Origin of the sequence: Pseudomonas sp. IzPS59 (assembly GCF_014863505.1) — a bacterium.
Classification (GTDB): domain Bacteria; phylum Pseudomonadota; class Gammaproteobacteria; order Pseudomonadales; family Pseudomonadaceae; genus Aquipseudomonas; species Aquipseudomonas kribbensis.
Genome location: NZ_CP062251.1, coordinates 6,130,863 through 6,153,894, shown reverse-complemented (window position 1 = coordinate 6,153,894; position 23,032 = coordinate 6,130,863). Strand labels below are relative to the sequence as shown.

General features: G+C 58.4%; 19 protein-coding genes and 1 pseudogene. 13 read left to right on the top strand and 7 right to left on the bottom strand.

The window, feature by feature from the left end; all coding sequences use genetic code 11:
* The first annotated feature begins 52 nt into the window (after positions 1-52).
* From dadA to IF189_RS27735, 5 genes are all read left to right on the top strand, one after another.
* Entirely contained in the window at positions 53-1,357 is a 1,305-nt protein-coding gene (gene dadA / locus IF189_RS27755; protein WP_192552567.1) for a D-amino acid dehydrogenase, read from the top strand.
* Entirely contained in the window at positions 1,329-1,682 is a 354-nt protein-coding gene (locus tag IF189_RS27750) for a RidA family protein (RefSeq protein WP_085708889.1), read from the top strand. Before dadA ends, IF189_RS27750 begins: the two co-directional genes overlap by 29 nt.
* A gap of 95 nt (positions 1,683-1,777) precedes the next feature.
* A complete protein-coding gene (gene alr, locus IF189_RS27745) occupies positions 1,778-2,851 on the top strand; it encodes an alanine racemase (protein ID WP_192553614.1) in 1,074 nt (357 codons plus the stop codon).
* Between the two features lie 89 nt (positions 2,852-2,940).
* Complete coding sequence (locus IF189_RS27740; protein ID WP_003229444.1) at positions 2,941-3,489, top strand: cupin domain-containing protein; 549 nt, start codon at positions 2,941-2,943, stop codon at positions 3,487-3,489.
* Positions 3,490-3,671: 182 nt separating this feature from the next.
* Positions 3,672-4,088 carry a c-type cytochrome gene (locus tag IF189_RS27735; RefSeq protein WP_025112727.1) on the top strand — a complete coding sequence of 139 codons (417 nt, stop codon included), beginning with the start codon at positions 3,672-3,674 and terminating at the stop codon, positions 4,086-4,088.
* A 53-nt stretch (positions 4,089-4,141) separates the two neighbouring features.
* On the opposite strand, the gene IF189_RS27730 is transcribed toward IF189_RS27735, so the two are convergent.
* The 3 genes from IF189_RS27730 to IF189_RS27720 form a co-directional block, all read right to left on the bottom strand.
* Positions 4,142-4,861 (bottom strand): AAA family ATPase, encoded by a 720-nt coding sequence (locus tag IF189_RS27730; protein ID WP_134828499.1) that lies wholly within the window; start codon positions 4,859-4,861, stop codon positions 4,142-4,144.
* Positions 4,854-5,495: a hypothetical protein gene (locus tag IF189_RS27725; protein WP_134828498.1), complete on the bottom strand. Its 642-nt coding sequence runs from the start codon at positions 5,493-5,495 to the stop codon at positions 4,854-4,856. Before IF189_RS27725 ends, IF189_RS27730 begins: the two co-directional genes overlap by 8 nt.
* 243 nt (positions 5,496-5,738) lie before the next feature.
* Positions 5,739-6,617, bottom strand: a complete 879-nt coding sequence (locus IF189_RS27720) for a hypothetical protein (protein WP_192552566.1) — start codon at positions 6,615-6,617, stop codon at positions 5,739-5,741.
* 414 nt (positions 6,618-7,031) lie between these two features.
* Here IF189_RS27720 and IF189_RS27715 point away from each other — a divergent pair, with 414 nt between their 5' ends.
* The gene (locus IF189_RS27715; RefSeq protein WP_134828496.1) at positions 7,032-8,954 is read left to right on the top strand and encodes an acetyl-CoA hydrolase/transferase C-terminal domain-containing protein; all 1,923 of its coding nucleotides are present in this window, start codon (positions 7,032-7,034) and stop codon (positions 8,952-8,954) included.
* Between the two features lie 48 nt (positions 8,955-9,002).
* On the opposite strand, the gene IF189_RS27710 is transcribed toward IF189_RS27715, so the two are convergent.
* Positions 9,003-9,575: a xanthine phosphoribosyltransferase gene (locus tag IF189_RS27710; RefSeq protein ID WP_007920398.1), complete on the bottom strand. Its 573-nt coding sequence runs from the start codon at positions 9,573-9,575 to the stop codon at positions 9,003-9,005.
* Positions 9,576-9,632: 57 nt separating this feature from the next.
* The gene (gene rep / locus IF189_RS27705; protein WP_085708895.1) at positions 9,633-11,642 is read right to left on the bottom strand and encodes a DNA helicase Rep; all 2,010 of its coding nucleotides are present in this window, start codon (positions 11,640-11,642) and stop codon (positions 9,633-9,635) included.
* Positions 11,643-11,906: 264 nt separating this feature from the next.
* Here rep and IF189_RS27700 point away from each other — a divergent pair, with 264 nt between their 5' ends.
* Positions 11,907-13,577, top strand: a complete 1,671-nt coding sequence (locus IF189_RS27700) for a putative bifunctional diguanylate cyclase/phosphodiesterase (protein ID WP_085708896.1) — start codon at positions 11,907-11,909, stop codon at positions 13,575-13,577.
* A gap of 39 nt (positions 13,578-13,616) precedes the next feature.
* Here the strand turns inward: IF189_RS27700 and IF189_RS27695 are convergent, their stop codons facing one another.
* Positions 13,617-15,011 carry a NorM family multidrug efflux MATE transporter gene (locus tag IF189_RS27695; RefSeq protein ID WP_192552565.1) on the bottom strand — a complete coding sequence of 465 codons (1,395 nt, stop codon included), beginning with the start codon at positions 15,009-15,011 and terminating at the stop codon, positions 13,617-13,619.
* Positions 15,012-15,168: 157 nt separating this feature from the next.
* Between IF189_RS27695 and IF189_RS27690 the strand changes: the two genes are divergently transcribed.
* Together IF189_RS27690 and IF189_RS27685 are read left to right on the top strand one after the other, a co-directional pair.
* Positions 15,169-16,089: a LysR substrate-binding domain-containing protein gene (locus tag IF189_RS27690; RefSeq protein WP_192552564.1), complete on the top strand. Its 921-nt coding sequence runs from the start codon at positions 15,169-15,171 to the stop codon at positions 16,087-16,089.
* Positions 16,090-16,271: 182 nt separating this feature from the next.
* On the top strand, positions 16,272-18,248 hold the full coding sequence (locus IF189_RS27685; protein WP_134828493.1) for a methyl-accepting chemotaxis protein: 1,977 nt from the start codon (positions 16,272-16,274) through the stop codon (positions 18,246-18,248).
* 105 nt (positions 18,249-18,353) lie between these two features.
* On the opposite strand, the gene IF189_RS27680 is transcribed toward IF189_RS27685, so the two are convergent.
* A complete protein-coding gene (locus IF189_RS27680; RefSeq protein WP_225739925.1) occupies positions 18,354-19,088 on the bottom strand; it encodes an ATP-binding protein in 735 nt (244 codons plus the stop codon).
* Between the two features lie 99 nt (positions 19,089-19,187).
* On the opposite strand from IF189_RS27680, the gene IF189_RS27675 reads away from it, so the two are divergent.
* The 4 genes and pseudogenes from IF189_RS27675 to IF189_RS29265 all read left to right on the top strand — a co-directional run.
* Complete coding sequence (locus IF189_RS27675) at positions 19,188-19,811, top strand: TnsA endonuclease N-terminal domain-containing protein (protein ID WP_225739924.1); 624 nt, start codon at positions 19,188-19,190, stop codon at positions 19,809-19,811.
* Positions 19,808-21,730: a Mu transposase C-terminal domain-containing protein gene (locus tag IF189_RS27670; RefSeq protein ID WP_192552563.1), complete on the top strand. Its 1,923-nt coding sequence runs from the start codon at positions 19,808-19,810 to the stop codon at positions 21,728-21,730. The genes IF189_RS27675 and IF189_RS27670 overlap by 4 nt, the downstream gene beginning before the upstream one ends.
* Positions 21,727-22,614: a TniB family NTP-binding protein gene (locus tag IF189_RS27665; RefSeq protein ID WP_192552562.1), complete on the top strand. Its 888-nt coding sequence runs from the start codon at positions 21,727-21,729 to the stop codon at positions 22,612-22,614. Before IF189_RS27670 ends, IF189_RS27665 begins: the two co-directional genes overlap by 4 nt.
* Positions 22,575-22,985 (top strand): annotated as a pseudogene (locus tag IF189_RS29265) (TniQ family protein); the annotation flags it as partial. The gene IF189_RS27665 and the pseudogene IF189_RS29265, both read left to right, overlap by 40 nt.
* Between the last annotated feature and the right edge of the window lie 47 nt (positions 22,986-23,032).

The window sequence follows — 23,032 nt, the reverse complement described above, 5'->3', positions numbered from 1 at the left end:
ATCATTGCTCTAACAACAGACGTACGCGGCACGCCGCGAGAGGGATACAAAAATGCGCGTTATGGTCTTGGGTAGCGGCGTCATCGGTACCGCCAGTGCTTACTATCTGGCCCGTGCCGGGTTTGAAGTGGTGGTGGTCGACCGGCAGCCAGCCGCGGCCATGGAGACCAGTTTCGCCAACGCAGGCCAGGTCTCGCCGGGCTATGCCTCGCCGTGGGCCGCGCCGGGCGTTCCGCTCAAGGCCATCAAGTGGCTGCTGCAACGCCACGCGCCGCTGGCGATCAAAGCCACCGCCGACATCGACCAGTACCTGTGGATGGCGCAGATGCTGCGCAACTGCACCGCAAACCGTTACGCGGTGAACAAGGAGCGCATGGTGCGTCTGTCCGAGTACAGCCGCGACTGCCTCGACGAATTGCGCGCCGAAACCGGCATTGCCTACGAAGGCCGCAGCCTGGGTACCACCCAGCTGTTCCGCACCCAGGCGCAGCTTGATGGCGCCGCCAAAGACATCGCCGTTCTGAAAGAGTCCGGCGTACCGTTCGAAGTCCTCGACCGCGCCGGCATTGCCCGCGTCGAGCCGGCCTTGGCCAGCGTCACCGACATCCTCGCCGGTGCCCTGCGCCTGCCGAACGACCAGACCGGCGACTGCCAGATCTTCACCACCCGCCTCGCCGAAATGGCGGTGAACCTGGGTGTGGAATTCCGTTTTGGCCAGGACATCCAGCGCCTCGACTTCGCCGGTGACCGCATCAACGGCGTGTGGATCGACGCCAAGCTGGAAACCGCCGACCGCTACGTGCTGGCCCTCGGCAGCTACTCGCCGCAACTGCTCAAGCCGCTGGGCATCAAGGCCCCGGTGTATCCGTTGAAGGGCTACTCGCTGACCGTGCCGATCACCAATCCGGCCATGGCCCCGACTTCGACCATTCTCGACGAGACCTACAAGGTCGCGATCACCCGTTTCGACAACCGCATCCGCGTTGGCGGCATGGCGGAGATCGCCGGTTTTGACCTGTCGCTGAACCCGCGTCGGCGCGAAACCCTGGAGATGATCGTCAACGACCTTTATCCTCAGGGCGGCAATCTGGCCGAAGCGAGTTTCTGGACCGGCCTGCGTCCAACCACACCGGACGGCACCCCGATCGTCGGCGCCACCCCGTTCAAGAACCTGTTCCTGAACACCGGTCACGGCACTCTCGGCTGGACCATGGCGTGCGGCTCCGGTCGCTTGCTGGCTGACCTGATGGCGAAGAAAAAGCCGCAGATCAGCGCCGAAGGCCTCGATATTTCCCGTTATGGCAACAAGACCCAGGAGTCCGCAAAGCATGGCAATCCAGCGCCAGCTCACCAATGAGCGCATGAGTCAGATCGTCAGCCACAACGGCATCGTGTATCTGGCCGGGCAGGTCGGTGACGACTTCAACGCCGGGGTTGAACAGCAGACCCGCGACGTGCTCGCCAATATCGAGCGTCTGCTGGATCTGGCCGGGACTGACAAACAGCATCTGCTGTCGGCGACGATCTACCTGAACGACATCGAGGCGCACTTCGCCGGGATGAACTCGGTGTGGGACCAGTGGCTGCCCAAAGGCGCCGCCCCGGCCCGCGCCACCGTCGAAGCGAAGATGGCCAAGCCGAGCATTCTGGTCGAGATCTCCATCGTCGCCGCCTTGCCGTAAACCGTTGTAAAGATCCCTCTCCCGGTGCTGTTGGCGGTTCACGTCGTCAGCCAGCGCCGGTTTTTATTCCCATGACCGCCAAGAAGTCTGCTGCCATGCGTCCTGCCCGTGCCCTGATCGATCTAGAAGCCCTGCGTCACAACTACCGTATCGCCCGTGAAGTCACCGGTGCCAAGGCACTGGCGGTGATCAAGGCCGACGCCTACGGCCATGGCGCAGTGCGTTGCGCCCAGGCGCTGGAGGCTGAAGCGGACGGCTTTGCGGTGGCGTGTATCGAAGAAGCGCTGGAGCTGCGTGCCGCCGGGATTCGTGCGCCGGTGCTGTTGCTCGAAGGCTTTTTCGAGGCCGATGAGCTGGCGCTGATCGTCGAGCATGATTTCTGGTGCGTGGTGCATTCGCTGTGGCAACTCGAAGCCATCGAGCAGGCGGCGTTGAGCAAACCGATCACCGTGTGGCTGAAGCTCGATTCGGGCATGCACCGCGTCGGCCTGCATCCGAAGGATTACCCGTCGGCTTACCAGCGTCTGCTGGCCAGCGGCAAAGTGGCGAAAGTCGTGTTGATGAGCCACTTCGCCCGGGCCGATGAGCTGCACGAGCAAAGCAGTGCCGATCAGGTTGCCGTGTTCGAGGCTGCGCGTCAGGGCCTGGCGGCCGAAGTCAGCCTGCGCAATTCGCCGGCAGTGCTCGGCTGGCCGCAGATTCACAGCGACTGGGTGCGCCCGGGCATCATGCTCTACGGCGCCACTCCGTTCGAAGAAGCCAACGCCGTGGCCGAGCGCCTGCAACCGGTAATGACCCTGGAATCGAAAGTCATCAGCGTGCGCGAACTGCCGGCCGGCGAGCCGGTGGGCTACGGCGCGAAATTCATCACCGACAAACCGATGCGCATCGGGGTGGTCGCCATGGGTTACGCCGACGGTTATCCGCGCCAGGCGCCGACCGGCACCCCGGTGCTGGTGGCCGGCAAGCGCAGTCGCATATTGGGCCGGGTTTCGATGGACATGCTCTGCATCGACCTGACCGACGTGCCGGAAGCAGGCCTGGGTTCGACCGTCGAGCTATGGGGCAAGAACATCCTCGCCAGCGACGTGGCGAAGTGGGCGGACACCATTCCGTACCAGATTTTCTGCAACCTGCGTCGGGTGCCAAGGCTCTATTCCGAGGGTTGAAGCCCGGGCCGGGCCCAAGTGTTGTAAATACTGAACGCTGTCGCCATGATAACGCTCAATATTTCTACAACACTCAGGAGGCCCAAGCCTTGGACGTCGGTGAACGACTGCAATCGATCCGCAAGCTCAAAGGGCTTTCCCAGCGTGAACTCGCCAAGCGTGCGGGCGTCACCAACAGCACCATTTCGATGATCGAAAAGAACAGCGTCAGCCCTTCGATCAGTTCGCTGAGGAAGGTGCTGGGCGGGATTCCCATGTCCATGGTCGAGTTCTTTTCCGAAGAGATCCTCCAGGAAAAACCGACCCAGATCGTCTACAAGGCCAACGAGCTGATCGACATTTCAGACGGCGCCGTGACCATGAAACTGGTCGGTCGTGCGCACCCGAGCCGGGCCATCGCATTCCTCAACGAAATCTATCCGCCGGGCGCCGACACTGGCGAAGAAATGCTCACCCATGAAGGCGAGGAAACCGGGATTCTGGTGGAAGGGCGACTGGAGCTGGTAGTGGGCCTTGAAACTTTTATCCTCGAAGCCGGCGACAGCTACTACTTTGAAAGTACCAAGCCGCATCGTTTCCGTAATCCGTTCGACGCACCGGCGCGACTAATCAGCGCAGCCACGCCGGCGAACTTTTAAACCGAGAGACGCCAGGCCAATGCGGCAAAGGTGTCCGGACTGTTTGACCGATGCGCAACAAGACCCCTTTAACTTTGGGGTTGTTTCAGTGTGGCGGGCTACCCGCTATACTTGCGCCCGCCTGCGAACCGTGGCCGCAGGCGTGAATAGCCACCATTGAGGGTGAACGCGTGAATCTAATTATGAAAATGCTGGCTGCACCAGCAACCGTACTGGCCCTCTGGGCTGTCAGCGCTCAAGCTGCGACGAATGACGACATTGCCAAACGCCTCGAGCCTGTCGGCCAGGTGTGTGTTCAAGGGCAAGAATGCAAGGGGATGGAAGTCGCTGCTTCGGCAGGCGGCGGTGGCGGCGCCAAGACGCCGGACGAAGTGATTGCCAAACATTGCAACGCTTGCCACGGCACCGGCCTGCTGGGCGCACCGAAAATCGGTGACGCGGCAGCCTGGAAAGACCGTGCCGATCACCAGGGCGGCCTCGACGGCCTGCTGGCCAAAGCCATCACCGGCCTGAACTCGATGCCTCCGAAAGGCACCTGCGCCGATTGCTCGGATGACGAGCTGAAGGGCGCGATCCAGAAGATGTCCGGCCTGAAATAAGCCGCGCTTCTGACGAAAAAAACCGTCTTCGGACGGTTTTTTTGTCTGCAATATCACTGTGTGCTTTTCGCGATAAAGGCACCGGAAGAATTCAGCACGGCTTTGTACACCGCATAAGCATCAGTATCTGCCGGGGCTATTGCTTCGGAGCGCCCTTCCGAAATCTGTCTCAGATCACATCCCGGGATCGACATAATGAGCGGTGAGTGAGTGGCGATGATGAACTGTGCACCCTTACTCGATAGCTCCATTACTCGGTTGATAAACACCAATTGCCTCAATGGGGATAACGACGCTTCCGGTTCATCGAGAACGTACAGTCCCTGGGCTTTGAATCGGTTTTGAAACAGCGCCTCCATTGCTTCACCGTGCGACATGCAATGCATATCCCCGCCGCCGTAGTAGGTTTTTATTTCGGGATCAAAGCTCGCCTCTGCGTCAAGCTTGCGGATCGCAGTGTTCAAGTTATAGAAGGTTTCTGCTCTGTAGAAAAAAACGTCCTTCTCCTTTCGGTAGCCTTTTGAAAGCGTCAGGGTTTCGTGCAGATTCGAGTGGGTGTTCTCGGTCGAGAAATTAAAATTCTTCCCACCGCCTTCTGGGTTGCAACCCAATTTGATGGCGAGAGCTTCAAGTAAAGTAGATTTCCCTGAGCCATTTTCTCCGATAAAAACAGTTATGGAACTGCTGAATTCAAGCGGGAATAGGCCGCGTAAACAGTCAACCGTCGTCATACCTGGCTTCAGACGTATTTGCTGGATAAATAAATCATTCATATCGATACCCTCTGAAGATTCTATTCAAGGATACCTTTACTCCAATCATCGCTATTCCTAGTCTTATCGAAGTCGTGCTAGCCATGGCAAAAATTCCGATATAGCCAAGACAGGCAATGAGGCGCTCGCCGAGTAGTTCCGGTGTGGCAGTGGCGCTGAAAAAAATGACCGATACAGTCCCTGCCGAGATAGCCATTTCCGGCCAGAAGGACTGTAGGGTGCTTGCTTTTTGAAACTTGTAACGTGCTCGTACAGTGTCATTCAAATATCCACAGCTCCTGGCAAGCTGAATTTTACTTCGCTCGCCGTCACTGGATGCGTTGAAAGTATTAATGAGCGACTCCTTGTACAACTCTTCCTTCGACATTTCTGCTTCATATAATCGCTGGATTACAGGCTTCGCAAACCTCAATTGCACACACGTCAATGTGACAATGGATGCAATGGGTAGGAGGAAGTAAACGTTTTCCTTAAACAGGATATAGGCTGTGGAAAATGTCAAAATGCAAGTGCCGATAAAATGAATTGAGTCATGAATGACAGAAGCGATTTTCTCGGCATCCTCTTTTATCATCGTTACGCGAGACCATAATGGAGAGGGGCGCTCATCATGCACGATAAAATCGATAAGCATAAAACGAGATCTCGCTTCTATGAGTGTTGCCAAGGAGCTGCCCAGGGTTTGCGTTGACAGCTTGGTTAAAAAAATAGCGATAAGGATCCAGTACAGTTCAGCGCGAATAGCACCACTGGTGAGAGCAGTTAGGCTCTTTGCGACGACTGATGGTATTAGCAATTGACAGGTGGCTGCCAACGTTAGGCAAGTAACAGAAAGCAAAAACAAGGCCAGGTTATTTCGTAGACATATAAACATAGTTCAATGTCCCTCATTCTGTAGTTCGTAGCTGCGAATTCGACTTCGTCTATAAGATGCCTCTCTGCTTGAGTAGTAAATTGATATAAGTGACATCGTCGGGCTCAGTACGCGCTCAAGATAGATGGTTGAGGCAAAAATAGCGCCTATACTCGAATCGCCGGACCTTAGCAGATGGGTCGATACCAAGAATAAAACTAACATCGCTACCGGATAACATGAGCCTGAAACTGACTCGAAAGTTGATGCTTTGAGACTGGAGCGAAAAGCGAGGCGTTTTACATTTTTTATGTCGAGTTCAAGCCTGTCGGCGTAGGGTGTTGCGTCATATAAATGCTCACAAATGTTGCCGATTGTTGTAGTGTTTTTTTGAATATAGTCAGAAAATAATGAGTAGCTGTTTCTTCGAGTCAAAAAATATGCTGCAGTAGCATAAAGGAGGCCGCTAAGCGGTGCGAGCGCCAGAAGTGGATGATAAAGGGCAGTTATCACGAGCGCAGCGATAATGATGCTGCCGTTTAGTGAAATATCAAAATAAACGGAATGATATAGATAGGTCGAGCCGTCGACATCGCCATCAATTAGCTCGATCCGCTCGCCTAATTTCCTTTTGGTTTGGAGGCGTGTGTTTAGTAAATAAGTCAGGATTGTCTTTTTTAAAATATATCTTGTATTGGAAGTGGTTCTTTGGATATAGATATTAGCTGCCAATTTTAATGGCGGAGTGATGATGATGAACAGTGAAGCGCTTGCAAGTGCATATAAATATAAGTTGTCGCTTGCTAGATGCAAATTAATTGAGTTGCCAATTAAATAGGGTGGTGCGCTCGTTGCAATTGAAATGCCCACACCAAAGCAGAAAATTATCAAGTTGTTTTTCATGGTTTTAGGAATTCCACAAAACACGTGCCCGGGCACGATGGATTGCCAGGAAGTCGATTTCCATAATTAAGCCTTGGCGTGAGTTGGTATTTGCCTGTAGGGCGTTGGTATTGAAGTGTTACGTTACTAATCCTAGCGGGGCCTGAAATAACTTCAATTCAGACGCGTCCTGTAGTACTGAATGATTGAATTCGGTGTGGCGTAGGAAAATATCTTTTAGTTCGTGAGGCAATTCTTCAGGCTCTGATAGTTAATTGTTATGTCTAAAGATTTTCTTTTGGTCTCGGCAACCAGGTCGCAGGTTTGGCGAATCGAACTCTTTTAAGGTTTTCTTCTTTAGTCGTCTTCCCTCGGAAGTAAATCCCCGGCAATCTCGGTCCTACCTCTATTCACGGAACGGGCAGGAGGCTTCAGATGGTGCAGTTGTGTTCGATCGAACAGGCAGTGGACGACGTGCTGGCACGGTTGCCGGCGCACATCCACATGGGTCTGCCGCTGGGGCTGGGCAAACCCAATCCCTTCGTCAACGCGCTGTACCGGCGGGTTGCCGGATTGCCCGAGCGGCAACTGACGATCTACACCGCCCTGTGCCTCGGCCGTCCTGCGTTGGGCGATGGTTTACAGAAGCGCTTCATCGAACCCTTCGTCGAGCGGGTGTTCGGCGATTATCCGGAACTGGATTTCCTTGCTGACCTGCGTCGCGACAGCCTTCCGGCGAACATCCGCATCGAGCAATTCTTCATGCAGCCCGGCAGCCTGCTCAACAGCGCATCGGCCCAGCAGGATTACGTCAGCAGCAACTACAGCCACGCCGCCCGCGACATCAACGCCGCCGGGCTGAACCTGGTGGCGCAGTTGCTCGCCAGCAGCAGCGAACATCCCGACCGTCTGAGCCTGAGCTGCAACCCTGACATCACCCTTGATCTGCTCCCGATGATTGCCAAGCGCCGCGCAGCGGGGGAGACGATCCTGCTGGTCGGCCAGGTGCACACCGAGTTGCCGTACATGCCGGGCGACGCCGAAGTCGATATCGACACCTTCGACCTGCTGATCGACGAGAAGGACAGCAGCACGCTGTTTTCCACACCGAACATGCCCGTCGGGTTTCAGGATCACTTCATCGGTTTGCACGCCAGTACGCTGGTGCGCGATGGCGGCACCTTGCAGATCGGCATCGGTTCGATGGGGGATGCGCTGACCGCCGCGTTGCTGGCGCGTCAGGCCGACAATAGCGGGTATCGTGAGTTGCTGGCCGATGTGAATCTCAGCCAGTGGGCGCAACTGATCGAACGCGAAGGCGGTATCGAGCCATTCGCCAAGGGCCTTTACGGCTGTAGCGAAATGTTCGTCAACGGCCTGCTGGTACTGGCGGACGCGGGGATCATCCGGCGCAAGGTCTATCCGGACGTGCAGACTCAGGAACAGGCCAACGCCGGCACCCTCGACGAGGCGGCACAGACCGACGGCATATCAGTGCACGGTGGCTTCTTCCTCGGGCCGCGCAGTTTCTATGAGCGCCTGCGCGAGCTGCCCCACAGCAAACGTCTTGAATTCAACATGACCCGCATCAGCTACATCAACGAGCTGTACGGTCAGGAAGAACTCAAACGCTTGCAGCGTCTTGATGCGCGGTTCATCAACACCGTGTTCACCATGACCCTGCTGGGTGCGGGTGTAGCGGATCAACTGCAGGACGGGCGAGTGCTCAGCGGCGTCGGCGGGCAATACAACTTCGTCGCCCAGGGCCATGCGCTGCACGATGCGCGGTCGATTCTGTTGCTGCGCAGTTGGCGCGAATCCGGCGGCGATGTCAGTTCGAACATTGTCTGGGAATATGGCCACTGCACGATTCCACGGCACCTGCGCGATATCGTGGTGACCGAGTACGGCATTGCCGATTTGCGCGGCAAGTCCGATGCGGTGGTGATCGAAGCGTTGCTCAACATCAGCGACTCACGCTTCCAGCAGGGCCTGATCGAGCAGGCGCAGAAGGTCGGCAAATTGCCGAAGGATTTCCGCCTCGATCCGCGCTTTACCGACAACACCCCGCAACGTTTGCAGGCGATTGCCGCACGGCATCCGAACCTGTTTCCGGAGTATCCGCTGGGCTGCGATTTCAATGAGGTCGAGAAGGATCTGCTGCGGGCGCTGAACTGGCTCAAGAGCAAGTTCAAACTGACGGAGATTCTGGAGCTGGGCAAGGCAGCGCTGGATGCGCCGGAGGCTTCGCTGTATCCGGAGCATCTGGCGCGCATGCAGCTCACCCACCCGGAAGGCCTGAAGGAAGACCTGTTTCAGCGGTTGTTGCTCACTGGCCTGAAGGCCACCGCGCAGTAGCATCCGCCGCATCCATGGATGCGGCGGCAAGCTTGGGCCTTTCAGCGATTACTCGATGAAAGTAACCACGCCGTCCTTCAGTGATTTCACGCGAGCCAGCGACTCGACGCGGTATCCCTGGGAATCCAGCTCCGCACGGCCGCCCTGGAACGACTTCTCGATCACGATGCCCAGGCCCGCGACGGTGGCGCCGGCCTGCTTGATGATCGAGATCAGTGCCTGGGACGCCTTACCGTTGGCCAGGAAGTCGTCGATGATCAGCACGCGATCGCTGCTGGTCAGGTGACGCGGGGAGATGGCCACGGTGCTTTCGGTCTTCTTGGTGAACGAGTAGACGGTCGCCGACAGCAGGTTTTCAGTCAGGGTCAGGGACTGTTGCTTGCGGGCGAAAATCACCGGCACGCCGAGGTTCAGGCCCGTCATGATCGCCGGGGCGATGCCCGACGCTTCGATGGTGACGATCTTGGTGATGCCGGAATCCTTGAACAGCGAGGCGAATTCGTCGCCGATCAGCTTCATCAGGGCCGGGTCGATCTGGTGGTTCAGGAAGGCGTCGACCTTCAGGACCTGGTCGGAAAGCACGATGCCTTGTTCGCGGATTTTCTGGTGCAATGCTTCCATGAAGCTGTCCTCATTTGGCGCTTTGTGCGCCGAAGGTCTAGTAAAAAGTGGTCAATTCTAGCGCTTTAACATCGCGCGTATATCAGCCAATGCGCTGTTGCCCCGCACGGCTTTGACTTCGGTCGGTGTGTCGTCGTTGCCTTCCCAGGCCAGGTCGTCCGGCGGCAGCTCATCGAGGAAGCGGCTGGGCGCGCAGTCGATGATCTCGCCGTACTGTTTGCGCTTGGCGGCGAAGGTGAACGCGAGGGTCTGGCGCGCGCGGGTAATGCCCACGTAAGCCAGGCGGCGTTCTTCTTCGATGGTGTCGGCTTCGATACTGGAGCGGTGCGGGAGGATTTCCTCTTCCATGCCCATGATGAACACGTAAGGGAATTCCAGACCCTTGGACGCATGCAGGGTCATCATCTGCACGCCTTCGGCGCCGTCCTCTTCTTCCTGCTGACGTTCCAGCATGTCACGCAGGACGAGTTTGCCGATGGCGTCCTCGACGGTCATTTCGCCGTCTTCGTCTTTTTCCAGGGTGTTCTTCAAGGCTTCGATCAGGAACCAGACGTTGCTCATCCGGTAGTCCGCAGCCTTGTCGCTGGAGCTGTTGGTGCGCAGCCAGTTCTCGTAGTCGATGTCCATGACCATGCTGCGCAAGGCGGAGATCGGGTCTTCGCCGGCGCACTGCTCGCGCACCTTGTCCATGAAGCGCTTGAAACGCGACAGGCGATCGGTGAAGCGGCTGTCCAGATGTTCGCCCAGGCCGAGTTCGTCGGTGGCGGCGTACATCGAGATCTTGCGTTCGGTGGCGTAGTTGCCGAGTTTTTCCAGGGTCGTCGAGCCGATTTCCCGGCGCGGCACGTTGATCACCCGCAGGAAGGCGTTGTCGTCGTCCGGGTTCACGATCAGGCGGAAGTAGGCCATCAGGTCTTTCACTTCCTGGCGCCCGAAGAAGCTGTTGCCGCCGCTCAGACGGTACGGCACCTGGTGGTGCTGCAGTTTCAGCTCGATCAGCTTGGCCTGGTAGTTGCCGCGATAGAGGATCGCGAAGTCGCTGTACGGGCGGTCGGTGCGCAAGTGCAGGCTGAGGATTTCCATGGCCACGCGCTCGGCTTCGGCGTCCTCGTTGCGGCAGCGGATCACGCGGATCTCGTCACCGTGGCCCATCTCACTCCACAGCTGCTTTTCGAATTCGTGGGGGTTGTTCGAGATCAGGACGTTGGCGCAGCGCAGGATGCGGCTGGTGGAGCGGTAGTTCTGCTCCAGCATTACCACTTTCAGGGACGGATAGTCGTCCTTGAGCAGCATCAGGTTTTCCGGCCGCGCGCCGCGCCAGGCGTAGATCGACTGGTCGTCGTCGCCCACCACGGTGAACTGGTTGCGTTTGCCGATGAGCATTTTCACCAGCAAATACTGGCTGGCGTTGGTGTCCTGATATTCGTCCACCAACAGGTAGCGCACCTTGTTCTGCCACTTTTCGAGGATGTCGGCGTGTTCTTCGAAGAGTTTCACCGGCAGCAGGATCAGGTCGTCGAAGTCCACCGCGTTGAACGCCTTGAGCGTGCGCTGGTAGTGGGTGTAGACGATGGCGGCGGTCTGTTCCTTGGGGTTGCGGGCGTTTTCCAGGGCCACGGCCGGCAGGATCAGGTCGTTTTTCCAGGCGCCGATCATGTTCTTGATCTCGTCGACGCCGTCGTCGCCTGCGTATTCCTTCTGCATGATGTCGGTCATCAGCGACTTGACGTCGGTCTCGTCGAAGATCGAGAAACCGGGTTTGTAGCCCAGCCGTTCATGTTCCTTGCGGATGATGTTCAGGCCCAGGTTGTGGAAGGTGCAGACCGTCAGGCCGCGACCTTCGCCGGGACGCAGCAGGGTGCCGACCCGTTCCTTCATCTCGCGCGCGGCCTTGTTGGTGAAGGTCATGGCGACGATGTACTGGGCACGGATGCCGCAGTTCTGGATCAGGTGCGCAATCTTGCGCGTGATCACGCTGGTCTTGCCGGAGCCAGCACCGGCGAGCACCAATAGAGGGCCGCCGACGTAGTTCACGGCTTCTTGCTGCCGGGGATTGAGTCGGGACATACGAAAATTCGGGAGTCGTTGACGAAATGGGCCGGCATTTTAACAGGCTCAGCGATTTGTGCTGCTCTCTCCGACTTGTGACGCACCACGCGATTCAAATTTGCCGGTTTTGATACTTTCACGCAGGATGCGCGGTGATTTTGCGGCTAATGTTCTCATTCATGACACAAAATAACGTTCTGATAACCGTTGTCATTTGGTCATTGGTTGGCAGAACGGCATAATGCCCGCCGCCCACATCATTGCAGAGTCTAGGGAGTCAGCTTGACTACGCCTGTCGAACCCTTGCGTTTGCTGCTACTGGCCGAAGAGCCAGCGTGGACAGCGTTATTGCGCGAGTGTCTGGCTCCGTTGGGGAGCGCGGCGGTGCTGATCAGCGCGCCGAGCTGGGAGTCGGTCAGCAGTCTGTTCGAAGACAACCGCCATGCGGTGTTGTTGACCGTTCCCGCCTTGCAGCCGGCCCCCGGCCGTTGCAGCCTGCCGACCGTGTTGCTGCTGGAACACGAACCGGCGACCGCCCCCGATGGCGTCAGCGACTGGCTGGTGTTCGATGCCCTCGATGCCGGCATGCTTCGTCGTTGCCTGCGCCATGTGCGCGAACGCGGCGTGCTGGAAAACACCCTGCAACGCCTGGCCGAACAGGATCCCTTGACCGGTATCGCCAACCGTCAGGGCTTCCAGACTTTGCTGACCGCGCGTCTTGCCGAAAATGACGGTCGCGGCCTGGCCCTCGGACACCTCGATCTCGACAACTTCCGCTACGCCAATGACGCCCTCGGCCATCAGGCCGGCGACCGGCTGATCCTGCAAGTGGTCGCCCGGCTGAAAAGCCAGCTGGAGGCCGGCGATCAACTGGCGCGTCTGGGCAGCGATGAGTTTGCCCTGCTGATCGACACCCGCCGTGCTCCGCAACGGGCCGAATGGATGGCCGAACGCATCACCGAAGCCTTGGCCGAGCCTTACTGGATCGACGGTGAAAGCCTGCTGATCGGCTCCAGTCTGGGCATCGCACACGCCCGCGCCCAGGGTGGTGCCGATCCATTGATGTGGCATGCGCATATCGCCATGCAGCAGGCCAAGAGCACCCAGGGCTGCACCTTTCACATCTTCAACGAACGGATCAACCGCAACGCCCGGAGCATCGCCGACCTCGAGAGCGAACTGCGCCGGGCGTTGCGCCGCGACGAACTGGAGCTGCATTACCAGCCACGTCTGGATATGCAGGACGGTCAGATCGTCGGCCTCGAAGCCCTGGTGCGCTGGCGTCACAGCGAACGCGGCCTGTTGCCGCCGAGCGAATTCGTGCCGCTGGCCGAGCAGAGCGGTCTGATCGTACCGCTGGGTTACTGGGTGATTTCCCGGGCCCTGCGTGACATGCAGGCCTTGCGTGAACGCGGATTGCCGGCGCTGCACATGGCGATCAACCTGTCGTTCCGCCAGTTTCAGGACAGCCAGTTGTTGCCGACGCTCAGTCGTCTGATCGCCGAGCGTGGGGTCGAGGCGCAGTGGCTGGAGTTCGAACTCACCGAAACCGCCGTGATGCGCCGCAGCGATCTGGTCAAACAGACCATGGACGCCCTCGGTCGCCTCGGCGTGCGTTTTTCGCTGGATGATTTCGGCACCGGGTTCTCGTCGTTCGTGCACCTCAACAGCCTGCCGATCACCTTGCTGAAGATCGACAAGAGCTTCGTCGGCGGCATGGAACAGCGCGAAGAGAACCGAAAACTGGTGCACGCGATGATCAACCTCGCGCACAACCTGCACCTGGAAGTGGTGGCCGAAGGGGTGGAAACCCGGGAGCAACTGGATCTGTTGCGCGGATTCGGCTGCGATCAGGTGCAGGGCTACCTGATCAGCAAGCCGTTGCCGTTGGCGGAGCTGGTTGACTATCTGATTGCTGACGCCAGCCAGCCTCCGCTGGGTATTGTGGTCTGACTAAAAGGTGTACGGGAGCAGGGTTGCTCCCGTAGCCCGTCATTCCGGCTGAGCGATCTTGAATCCTCGAGATTGCGGCTCCAGTCGAATCATCCGCTTCATCTTCCATTCGAACGCCAGCGTCAGGCTGATCGCCGCGCAGGCCAGGCCCAGCGCCAGACCCCACCAGACGCCGGTCGGCCCCCAGTGCAGATGGAACGCCATCAACCACGCCGCTGGCGCACCGATCAGCCAGTAGCAACCGAGCCCGACCAGGAAGGTGGTCTTGGCGTCCTTGAGTCCGCGAATGCAGCCCATGGCAATCGTCTGCGTGCCGTCGAACAGCTCGAACCATGCCGCGACCGCCAGCAGGCTCACGGCCAGCCGAATCACCTCGGCAAACGCCGGGTCGTTATGGTCGAGGAACAAACCGACCAACTGGTTCGGCAACAGCCAGAACACCATCGCAAACCCCAGCATCACCACTGCACCGAAGACGATTCCGACCCGCCCGGACATCCGCGCATCGTTCAGTTGCCCGGCGCCGTAATGCTGGCCGACGCGCATGGTGATCGCATACGACATCCCCGCCGGCACCATGAATGCCACCGATACGATTTGCAGGGCAATCTGGTGCGCCGCCAGTTGCGTGCTGCCCATGGTGCCCATGCACAGCGCCGCGAAGGCGAACAGTCCGACTTCCACCGCGTAGGTGCCGCCAATCGGCAGACCCAGGCGCCAGAGTTCTTTCAGGTACTGCCGGTTCGGCCGCGACAGGCCCTCGCGCAGCGGGTAAGCGTCATAGGCCGGATGCCGACGGATATGCCACGCCAGCCCTAGCGCCATGCAGTTGGCGACAATCGCCGTGACCAGCCCGATACCGGTCAGCCCCAGTTTCGGCAGGCCGAACATACCGGTGATCAGCGCGTAATTGAGCAGGAAGTTGGCCACGGTGCCGGCGAGGCTGATGACCATCACCGGTGTTGCCCGGCCAATCGCACTGGTGAAGCCGCGCAGAGCCATGAAGCTCAGGTAGCCGGGCAGGGCGAATGGCAGGGCGATCAGAAATTGTCCGGCGGCGTTGACGTTGGTCTCGGTCTGGCCGAACAGCAACAGCACCGGTTTGAGGTTCCACAGCAGCAACCCGGCGCCCAGCGCCATCAGCCACGCCAGCCACAGCCCGGCCTGGGTCAGTCTGGCGGCGCCGATAATGTCGCCGGCACCCTGACGGATTGCCACCAGGGTGCCGACCGCCGCGATCACGCCGATGCAGAAGATCGACACGAACGAATAACTGGCCGCGCCCAGCCCGCCGCCGGCCAGCGCTTCGGGACTGAGACGGGCCATCATCAGGGTGTCGGTCAGCACCATCAACATGTGCGCCAACTGCGAGGCGATCAACGGCCCCGCCAGCCGCAGGATGGCCCAGAGTTCGGTACGCACAGGACGCAGCATGGTTTCACATCCTTATAAAAGAGGGAGCAAGAGACCGTCGATTCTCAGGGTTTGGCGCGGGTTGCACAAAGGGATAAAAAGGATGGGTGGCATGATTAAAACTCATCCAGAAGCAATTCTGCTAAGTTGGCGCAATCCCGCCATTGGAGCGCTGTGCATGTCCCGTCGTCTTCCACCCTTGTATGCCCTGCGTGCATTCGAAGCTGCGGCGCGGCACAGTTCGTTCACCCGTGCCGCCGAAGAGTTGTCGATCACTCAGAGTGCGGTGAGCCGGCACATCCGCACGCTCGAAGAGCACTTCGCCTGTCGGCTGTTCCACCGCAGCGGCCGCAACCTGCAACTGACCGAGTCGGCGCGCCTGCTGTTACCCGGCATCCGTGAAGGCTTTGCGGCGCTTGAGCGGGCCTGCAATACCTTGCGCGCCGAAGATGACATCCTGCGCATGAAAGCCCCGTCGACCCTGACCATGCGCTGGTTGCTGGCGCGGCTCAGTCGCTTCCGCCATTTGCAGCCGGGCAATGAAGTGCAACTGACCAGTGCCTGGATGGACGTGGACTCGGTGGACTTCAACAACGAGCCTTTCGATTGCGCGGTGCTGCTCAGCGACGGGCATTTTCCGCCGGACTGGGAGGCCAGCCTGTTGTTTCCGGAAGAGCTGATCCCGGTAGGTGCGCCCAACCTGCTCAATGATCAGCCCTGGGATGTGACGCGACTGGCCTCCACCGAATTGCTGCACCCGACCCCGGATCGCCGCGACTGGCGCAGCTGGCTGGAGCACATGGGGTTGTCGGATCAGGTATCACTCAAGGGCGGACAGGTGTTCGATACCCTGGAACTGGGGATGATCGCGGCGGCCCGGGGTTATGGCGTGTCCATGGGCGATCTGCTGATGGTGGCCGAGGATGTGGCGCAAGGACGTTTGAGTCTGCCGTGGCCGACGGCGGTCGCCAGCGGCCTGAATTATTACCTGGTGTGGCCAAAGACCCGTCCGGGAGGTGAACGTTTGCGCCGGCTCAGTGATTTCCTTCAGGGCGAAGTTCGGGCGATGGAACTGCCGGTGGTCGCGCGCTTGAGCTGAAACGTTCGAGCCGCCACAATGCCGGCCCCAGGCCATAACCCTGCTGTGCGCTCAAGTATTCGCTTTCACCGCCGAATACGTCCAAGTGGAACCGTCGTGCCGGTTCTGCGCATCACCCCCATTATTAGAATTTTTCCGAGCCGCGATCAGGGAGGATCCGCAGACTCGGCCAGGAGCTGTCCATGTCTCAACCTCGCGCCCGGATCGCCTCGCAGCTGGGCCTTGCGCTCGCCGTGATACTGGCGGTTGTCATCAGTGGCAGTACGGTGTTCGCCCTGCGTTCGCTGGACACCGCCAACCTCGCCACCCGTGAAGAACACCTGGCCAGCGAGGCCCGTCTGCTCGCCGACCAGTTGAGCACCTTCCACGGCACGCTGCGTGAAAGCACCCAGCGTCTGAGCGGGCTGTTCGAGAAGCGCTTCAGCGCGGGCCTGAGCATTCACCCGGACGAGCCGGTCAGCGTGGCGGGCACCCAGACCCCGGGCCTGCACCTGGGCAGCGAAGTGTTGAACAACAACTTCAAGGAAGTCGACGAGTTCAAGCAGATGACGGCGGGCGTTGCCACGCTGTTCGTGCGCAGCGGCGAAGACTTCGTGCGGGTCAGTACCTCGCTGACCAAGCAGGACGGCAGCCGCGCCATCGGCACCTTGCTCGATCACGCCCACCCGGCTTACGCGAAGTTGATGGCGGGGCAAGGCTACGTCGGCCGCGCGCTGCTGTTCGATCGTTCCTACATGACTCAGTACACCCCGGTGCGTGACAGCAGCGGCAAGGTGATCGCTGTGTTGTTCGTCGGCTTCGACTACACCGACGCGCAGAACGCTCAGTTCGACAACCTCAAGCGCTTCCGCATTGGCCAGAGCGGTTCTCTGGCGCTGCTGGACGAGCAGAACAAATGGCTGGTCGCGCCAGCGGGCGTGCAGGCGCCGGATCAAGCAGTGCCGGTGGTGAATGGCCTGGCGAAAGCACCGGGCAAGGGCCGGTTCTGGAGCGACAAGTCTGAAGACTTCTACAGCATCGCCGTGCCGTTCGAAGGTGGGCCGTGGTCGGTGGTGGCGAGCATGCCGAAGTCCGAGATCCGCGAAGTAACCTGGAGTGTCGGCATCCAGTTGGCCATCGGCAGTCTGCTGGCGATGCTGATCGCGGTCGGTTCGGCGGTATGGCTGCTGCGCAGCAAACTGCAACCGCTGGGTGATCTGGTGCGTCAGGCCGAAGCCCTGGGTGCCGGCGATCTGAGCGTGCGCCTGAATGTGTCGAGCAACGATGAAATCGGCCAGTTGGCCCGCGCGTTCAACCAGATGAGCCAGGCGCTGTCGACCATGGTCGAGCACATTCGTCGCGCCTCGGAGGAGGTCAACAGCCGTGCGCAGGCACTGTCCGGTCTGTCCGGTGGCGCATACGAAGGCATGGAGCAACAGTCCGGCGAAATCACCAGCATGGCGGGTGCGGTTGAAGAGTTTTCCGCCACCTCGCTGAACATTGCCGACAACATGGGCAACACCCAACGTCTGGCCCAGGAAAATGCCCAGCAGACCCAGATCGGTCGCAGCTCGATGGAAGAAGCATCGTCCTCGCTGGAGCAGATTGCCGGCGCGCTGAACACCACGGCGACCGTGATCAACACGCTCGGTCAGCGCTCCCAGGAAATCGGCGGCATCGTCAGCGTGATCACCTCGATTGCCGAACAGACCAACCTGCTGGCGCTCAACGCGGCCATCGAAGCGGCCCGTGCCGGCGAGCAAGGTCGCGGCTTTGCCGTGGTGGCTGACGAAGTGCGCAATCTGGCATCGCGCACCCGTCAGGCGACTGACGAAATTTCCGGGATGATCCACAGCATCCAGCAGGAAACCGGCAACGCCATCAGCACCATGGAACAGGGCAACGTGCTGATGCAGGAAGGCTTGTCGCGTAACGCCAACGTTGCTTCGGCGCTGGCGCGGATCGATGAGCAGAGCCGTTCGGCAGGGCAGCAGTTTGCGGCGATCACCACGGCGACTCAGGAGCAGAGCAGCACCGCGACGTTGCTCAGCAGCAATCTGCAGAGCATTGCGATGGCCAACAGTGAGCAGCGTGAGGTGGTTTCCAATCTGGCGGTGACGGCCAAAGAACTGGAGAAGCTGGCGGCGGATTTGCGTTCCGAGGTTGATCGGTTCCGCTGATGCGTCTCTGAAAAAGCTATCGCGAGCAGGCTCGCTCCCAAAGGATCTGTGTTGGTCCTGTGAGAGCGAGCTTGCTTGCGTTTGGGCTCTCCCAAAACTCAGCACCTACTGAGTCGCCGGCCGATACTGCAACGCTTCGGCCAGGTGCTCGCGACTGATATCTGCGCGCGTCTCCAGATCCGCCAGCGTCCGTGCCACCTTGAGCAGCCGATGCGCCGAGCGCAGCGACAAGGTCAGCCTTTCACACGCCGTTTCCAGCCAGGTTTCATCGGCTGTGGATAACTTGCAGTGCCTCTTCAGCCCCGGCAAATCGAGAAACGCATTGGCGCAGCCCTGGCGCTTCTGCTGCCGCTCGCGGGCCTCGGCGACTAACTCGGCCGCGCTGGCGCTGTCCTCGCCCGGTTTCACCGCAGGGTTCAACGCTGTGGCTTCTCGCGCCACCGTCAGGTGCAAATCGATTCGATCCAGCAACGGCCCCGACAGCTTGTTGCGATAGCGCTGCACCATGTCCGGCGTGCACGAGCACTTGCCACTCGGCTCGCCAAGATATCCACAGGGGCAGGGATTCATCGCCGCCACCAGCTGGAATCTTGCGGGGAAACGCACGCGCTCCTTGGCGCGGGCAATCACGATGCAGCCGGATTCTAGCGGCTCACGCAGAACCTCCAGCACCTTGCGATCAAACTCGGGTAGTTCATCGAGGAACAGCACACCATGATGGGCGAGGGTGATTTCGCCGGGTTGCGGTTTTGAGCTGCTGTAGGATTCAGAAATAGATGAGACAGTGGTGCTATGAAACCCTTGAAAAACGGCAGCTTTCGTTGGAAATAGCTGAGCCAATATTTCGAATTAGGTGCGACTAAACTCGATATGGACAAAAATAGCTGCGATAAAACTAGACCGCGCCAAACCCGAGCAATTAAGCCCACCAAGCGAAGCATGTCGGGTGTCTTTCCCTTCCGCAAAGAAGAAGGAATCCCCTATGAGTCGATGCTGGAGCGCGACTTTCTTGCGCGCACGGCTTTCTCTTGTGACGTCGAAACGATTGTTCCGCAACCGATCCAAATTGATTTCACCGGTAGAGACGGTCGCACCTTCCAGTACACCCCAGATTTCCTAGTTTACTACCGGCTGGGTGGTCGTAATTACGAGCAATATCCAAAGCCAACCTTGGTCGAGGTGAAGCCAGAGGCTGACTGGAGAGCGAACTGGAGGAAGTGGCTGCCTAAATGGAAAGCTGCTTGGAGGTACGCGAATGACCAAGGGTGGAACTTCCACATCTATGACGAGAGCCGTATCCGCGACACAGCCTTTGCCAACATTCAGTTCCTGGAACGCTACAAGCGTTATCACTATCCGCCCGAAGACTCCGCGTGGATTCTGGAAACGGTCAGGCAGATGAATGTGGTGCCATTCCACTACCTGTTGGCTCGACACTTCGGGGGCATCTACAAGGCCGAAGGCATCGGACACATCTGGCACCTGGTGGCGACGAGGCAACTGGATTGTGACATCCGACTTCCACTCAATAGTTTTCTAGAACTCTGGATACCCGAGCGATGACTGATCAAGACGATAGCAACCAAGAGCTCGTTCCGTTTGAGCCTGATCGAGCTCGGGTAGATGCCAACATTGATTCGATGGTGACCTATGCGGATCACGTCTACCGGGTCTCGCAAGTGTTGGATTTCACGACGGTCATCGGGATCGATGTTGAGTCTGGGCGCGCTGCAGCGCTGCCCATCGCAGCCCTCAAGCCTGTCGCCAAGGCAAAGGTCGATGGGCTGTACGCTTACTACGATATCGCGGCGGTTGCGGCCGAAGAATGGGCTATAGCGCAGAAGCGCTATGCAGCTATCCAGCCGCTAATCGGCAATGTTGTGGTCGGACGTAAAGAGGTTGAACAGCGAGCGGAAGAAGTTGGTGTTGGGGCGGCCACGCTTTACAGGTGGCTTGGCAAATACAGGGATTGGGGGGAGCTTCTTGCACTGATCCCGCGTAAGCGTGGTTGGCAGCAAGGTAACTCTCGGATCTCAGCCGAGGCGGAAGAAATTATTCGATCGGTCATCAAAGGTTTTTACCTGAGCCACCAGCGACCGACGGCGCAGGAAGCCGTAGGGAGGGTGAAGGAAGCGTGTGAAGCGATGAATATTGCGTCGCCGAGCCCTTCCGCTATTCGGGCGCGCATCAATCTGGTATCCGAAAAAGAATTCTTTCGTGGTCGAGGTTTCGCTGAAATTGCGCGGAACAAATACACCCCGTCACCGGGCAGTTTTCCTGGCGCTGATTTCCCTTTGTCCGTCGTCCAGATCGACCACACGCCTATCGATGTAATGCTTGTAGACAACGTTCATCGCCTATCCATAGGTCGAATGTGGCTCACATTGGCGATATGCGTTCATACGCGAATGATCACCGGCTATTACCTAGCGCTGGATGAGCCTTCCGGTATTTCGGTAGCTATGTGTGTGGCTCACTCGGCACTTCCTAAAGAAGATTGGCTGACCGTTCATGGCGTTGAAGGTGAATGGCCGGTTTGGGGATTTCCGGTGGTTCTGCACTCTGACAATGGCCCTGATTTCCAAGCGGAAACGTTGAAACGCTCTTGCTTGTTATATGGCATCGAAAACCGGTTTCGCCCTGTCAAACGCCCAAAATTCGGTGGGCATATCGAGCGACTGTTGGGCACCTTCATGAAAAAGGTGCATTCGCTACCAGGCACCACATTCGGCAATGTCGACGACCGAGACGGCTATGATTCCGAAGGTAAGGCGGCGCTGACGGTCGATGAGTTTGAGGTTTGGCTGGTTCGTGAGATTCTCAAATACCATCAGGAATACCACTCAAAGATTTTTATGAGCCCGGCGCGTAAGTGGCATGTGGGTATTTTTGGAAATCTTGGCGTCGATCCTCTTGTCGGGATGCCGATGCGTCCGACTGATCCGTTCACGATCCAGCGGGATTTTTTACCGTCCTTCGAGCGCACAATCCAGCACTACGGTGTTGAGTTTGATGTGCGTTACTACTCCGAGGCACTGCGGCCATGGATCAACTCCAAAGATGAGGAAACGGGCAAGACTCGGAAATTCATCTTCCGTCGCGATCCGCGTGATATCAGTGTCATTTGGTTTTTTGACCCAGTGCTTAAGCAATACTTCAAAATCCCCGTCGCGAACCAGGCATTCCCGGCAGCCAGTGTGTGGGAGTATCGAGCGGCCAAGAAGAAAGCAGTAGACGAAGGGCGAGCTCACATCAACGAGGAGCTCATCAAGAGGTATATCCTTGAAAACCGGGAACTGGTCGCTTCAGCCCAGGCAAGAACCAAGCAGGCAAGGCGCCAAGTCGAGCGGCATCGTCGTCACTCGAAGAACGTGACGCCGGCCCAGCCTCAGCCCCAACCGGTTCAAGCTCCGCAAGAGCAGCCAGCCTTCGCCACCGGTATGGTTGATTTCGATCTGAACAGCTTTGGAGACGTCTCATGACGCAATATGCGCACGTCCATCCTGAGTTTAGGGCGGTTGTTCAGCTTTCCGATAACGAACGCCTGCATTTCCTTGATCAGCCTCGCTGGATTGGTTATCCCGCTGCTCAAAAAATCTTGGATACGCTGCTGCACCTGATGCAGATGCCTGTGCGGCCCCGTATGCGTAACCTGCTCATCGTCGGCGATTCCAACAACGGGAAGACGACAATCGTCCGTCGGTTCGTTGCCCTGCACGGTGCGGCTTACGTCAACGAAGAGGTCGAGTCTGTTAAGCCGGTCATCTTGACTGATGCGCCTCCCACGTCAGGCGAAAAGGGGTTGTACATCGCCATCTTGGAGCAGTTCTGGGCTCCGTACCGCGAGTCGGATTCCGTCACCAAGCTTCGCTATCAGGTGATTCATTTGTTCCGCACTTGCAGCGTAAAGCTGCTGATCATCGATGAGTTCCATTCACTGCTGACGGGCTCCGCGATAAAGCAGCGGGAAACGATGAATGCGCTCAAGTTTCTCTGTAACACCTTGGCTATTCCCGTGGTGGGAGTGGGCACACCTGATGCTGTTCGTGTGCTTCATACCGATCCTCAGCATGCCAGTCGCTTTGACGTGATGCCGCTACGCACGTGGGAGCCCAACGCTGACTTCCAGCGGCTGGTTAAAGACTTCGAATCAGTTCTTCCGCTTCGTGAAGCCTCCGGTCTATCTCGGCCTCACCTGGCTCAATTGCTCTACTCCATCTCGGGGGGAAACACTGGTGACCTGCAGCGCCTGTTACTTGAGTGCGCAACCGAGGCCATCAAATCAGGCAAGGAGCATATCGACCAGTCGATAATCGAGAGCAAATCATGGCTACGGCCTACACGTGGCATCCGCGAGTTGATCTGAATCACTCGGTTTGGCCCAGGACGCAACCCATCATGGAGGATGAGTTACTCACCTCATGGCTTGTTCGCACAGCGCTAGCACATGGGTGTTCTCCCTTGGCGTTGACCAGCATCATTTGGCCGAAATGGCGCGCTTTGAGTGGTGATCTGGATCGGGGGGTGAGTAGTGATCGAGCGAGCAGTCTTGCCAGACTGGCAGGCTGCTCTGTTTCAGAGGTGTCCAATTGTTGCCTCGGCTCTATTGCCGAAGCGATCAGCGAGAGGCCGATTGGTGAAGCAACTTGGCCTTGGATTCTTGTACGGGGAAGCAGAAACCTGCGCACTGCGGCCGGTCTTCAACTTTGCCCACTGTGCTTTGCTGAAGACCCGCCTTATTACCGGATCAGTGGACGGTTAGCCTGGCACTTCAGCTGTTCTCG